General features: G+C 43.7%; 3 protein-coding genes. All 3 read right to left on the reverse strand.

Annotated elements, in window-relative coordinates; genetic code table 11:
• A partial coding sequence (locus tag VB654_RS00110) for an HMA2 domain-containing protein (protein ID WP_323211195.1) occupies window positions 1-541 on the reverse strand: 541 nt, incomplete at its 3' end.
• A 153-nt stretch (window positions 542-694) separates the two neighbouring features.
• Window positions 695-994, reverse strand: coding sequence for a DUF5132 domain-containing protein (locus tag VB654_RS00115; protein WP_323211197.1), 300 nt, complete (start codon window positions 992-994; stop codon window positions 695-697).
• Between the two features lie 55 nt (window positions 995-1,049).
• A complete protein-coding gene (locus VB654_RS00120; RefSeq protein ID WP_323211198.1) occupies window positions 1,050-3,281 on the reverse strand; it encodes a heavy metal translocating P-type ATPase in 2,232 nt (743 codons plus the stop codon).
• Between the last annotated feature and the right edge of the window lie 96 nt (window positions 3,282-3,377).

The following is a 3,377-nucleotide window of genomic DNA, read 5'->3' on the forward strand; positions in this document are numbered from 1 at the left end:
GTTTCATAAAACTATCAAAGGCATACCATGCCAAAACATACCAAGGAATAATTTCTAGTTGCAAACCTTTAACTAGAATTTGTCTCACAGCCAACATACTCAGGCCTAGAGGGAAAATAAAGCGTAAATCAACTTCACCGCTTGTCGCCTGTTCAAATCGTTTATTTAAGTTAATGACTGCACGTTTCACGTCCTCTGCTGCTTCGGAGTTACCCTCAGTAATATCAGCAAAAGTCACGTCTAAATCTAGTAGTGTTGTCAGCACATTTTCTAAGGTAGAATTTTTACCATCATAGTTGATGATCATACTACCAGAATTAACATTTGTTCGTACTTGAATGATCTGAGATTGTGCCTTGAGGACATTAGTAATACGTTGCATTTCTCTAGGATGACGATGAGGTGGAGAAATTTTCAAACGTAGTCTTCCGGGAGTATTACTAACGATTTTAGTTGATATCGGTTTAGCTGTGGTTTTGAAACTTGCTTTTTCCAGAACTTTGGCTAACTTAGTGAGATTACCATGACTATTTGTTAACACACTGTAGCCCTCCTAAATAATATTTCTGCTCGTAGTGAGGACTTTAGTCCTCTCAGGACTTACGCAAGACGAGAGTTTCAAGGAGTTCCGGCGTTAGTCCTATTGATTTTGAGGACTGAAGTCCTCACTACAAACTTTTAATTCATGGCTAATTTAGTCGCCATGTTCTCCTGTGTTGTCAGCAGATACTTCAAATGCTGGTGTTTCTCTTTCTTCAGCAATTTCAGCTTTCGCCTCTGCTATAATGTCCTCCCAGGTTTCGCCCATTTCTGCAAATGCGCCTTTGCTTTTTTCGTAGGCGACCATTCCACCTTTGACTAGTGACTTGGCTATGGGTTTACCAATTCCCGCAACTACAGGAATCAGGACAGGTGCTAGTAATACTGCTCCTATCCCGGCTATAATTCCAGGAGCGCCAGCATCTTCAACGAAATCAGTAATTTTAGGTGCCATAATTAATTAACTCTATAAGTAAGCCCTTTAGCTTAATCTGCGTGGGATTGCCATTTCATCTTTCTGATGGTAGAGTCTGATTAGACGCAGGTTTGAGAATTGGGCGCAAACCGTTGACTCCGGCAATGATGGTTGAACCATTGTTAATTACTGTCGCTGCTAAGGGGTTCAGACCGAATACAACTGCGATCGCCATTGCTGCTAAGTTAGGAATAACCACAATGTTGGTGTTTTGCTGAATTAGTTGCTTTGTCTGACGCGCGATCGCGATCGCTTGGAGTAAACTGTGTAAATCATTCTGCATTAACACTACATCTGCTGTCTCACGGGCAATTTCGGAACCGTCACCAAAGGACACCGACACATCAGCGTAGGCTAAAGCCGGCGAATCATTAATCCCATCACCAACGAATGCAACTGTTTTTCCTTGTTCATGCAGTTGACTAACAATTGCGGCTTTTTCTGCGGGAAAGGCTTCGGCGTGGGTATGACTTGGGGAAATACCTAAATCAGCAGCGACAGTTTTAGCTGTTTCCCTGTTATCTCCGGTCAATAGATGAACTTCCACACCTTCCACTGTCAACAAGCTGTTAATTACTTCTCGACTTTCTGGGCGCAGAACATCACTATATGTAATTATACCTTGGAGTTGACCGTTACTAGCAACATAAATCAGGGAATTGGCTGATTTTTGTTCTCCATTTAGTGACTCCATATTAACGCCTTGCTGACGCAAAAAGCGATCGCTCCCCACATAAACAATCTCGCCCTCAATTTCGGCTTGTACCCCTAAACCCAGTTCATAGTTCCACTTTTTCCGCTTGGGAATTTCTACTTGCTGGGCTACAGCGTAGCGAATTATCGCCTCGGCTACTGGGTGTGTTAATCGCTGTTCTGCGGCGGCCGCTAGTGCTAAAACTTCCAATCTGGAAATTTCGGGATGGCAACTTTCCACTTCCATCACAGTGACTTCGCCTTTTGTCAATGTCCCAGTTTTATCAAAAACAATGGTATCAACTGCTGCTAGTTGTTCTAAAGCTCTACCACTACGAATCAGAATACCTTGGCGGGCGGCGTAGGAGAGAGCAGCTAAAACTGATGTGGGAATTGATACGCGAATCCCTGTGCATAAATCCAAAGTCAGGACACTAGCTACCCTTGCCGGGTTGCGTGTGACGGCAAATACTGCCCCACCTAGTAACAAAGTGGGTATAACAGCTAATTCAGCAATTTTAATCGCCTGGTTTTCCATGCGGGTATCATGGACTGGGGCGGCTTGGATTAACTGGATACTCTGTCCAGCACGAGTGTGATTTCCTACCCGTTCTGCCAAAATATAAACTTGCCCTTCTCTGACTAAAGTGGAAGCAAAAACAGCTTGTCCTGGATTTTTTAAGACTGGTATCGACTCGCCTGTGAGTTTTTGTTCATCGAATAAGGCTTTACCCCGGAGAATTTTGCCATCAATGGGGACTTGTTCGCCAGGATAGACAATGACTATATCGCATCGCTGCACATCTTGGATGGGAATTTGTTGCTTTTCCCCATTCCGTTCTACCCAGACAAATTGACCTAGAGAGTTGAGTAAATCTAGGGTTTGCATTTGAGAAGACCGGGCAGTGCGATCGCGGATATTTTCCCCAATTTCTATTAAACTGAGCATCAAGGCTGGTGTGAGAAATCGACCTTGGAATGTGGTGATGGCGATCGCCATAAAATCCAAAAAGTCAATATTTAGTTTTCGTTGTGTTATAATACCAGCCAGCGCTCTTTGAAATACAGGAAATGTGGCTAAGGCAATGCTTCCCACTACCATAATTGGCGGTATGGGTAATCCTAAACTTCCTTGCAGCACAGCTAAACCGGTAGCCGCTACAGAGAACTGCATACCAGGCCAGGAATTAACTTTGGCGAGTGTAGTTGATGGTTTTTGAGTATCTGTGAGAACTATTCCCCCTTGACTCGCCGCTAATATTAAACAGCTCAAACGCGATCGCATTTTGGCATCGGTAACTGCGCTGGGTTTATAATTAACAACTAGTGAAGCTGCGGCAGAATTGATTCTCACGCTTGTGACTAGAGGATCTGATCTCACTAAAGTTTGCAGACGCTGGGCATAATCGGCATCATAACGTAACTGAGGCACGCGCCACCGCACTCTTCCCGGAATTGTATGAATTACATTGCAGGAAATTTGGGGAATGTCTACAGTTCCATTTCGTTCTTCTATAGTCTCCTGAAATGTTTCTACTGAAGGTGAAGCGATTTGAAGGGTAACTTTTGTCATTCCTGCTGAGTTAAGGTTGATTAATTTGATAAACGAACCACAGAGGCACAGAGGACACAGAGGTAAGAGGGTTTGATATCAAGTCCGGTTGAATAC

Source organism: Nodularia sp. UHCC 0506 (assembly GCF_034931045.1).
In the GTDB taxonomy this organism is placed as follows: Bacteria; Cyanobacteriota; Cyanobacteriia; order Cyanobacteriales; family Nostocaceae; genus Nodularia.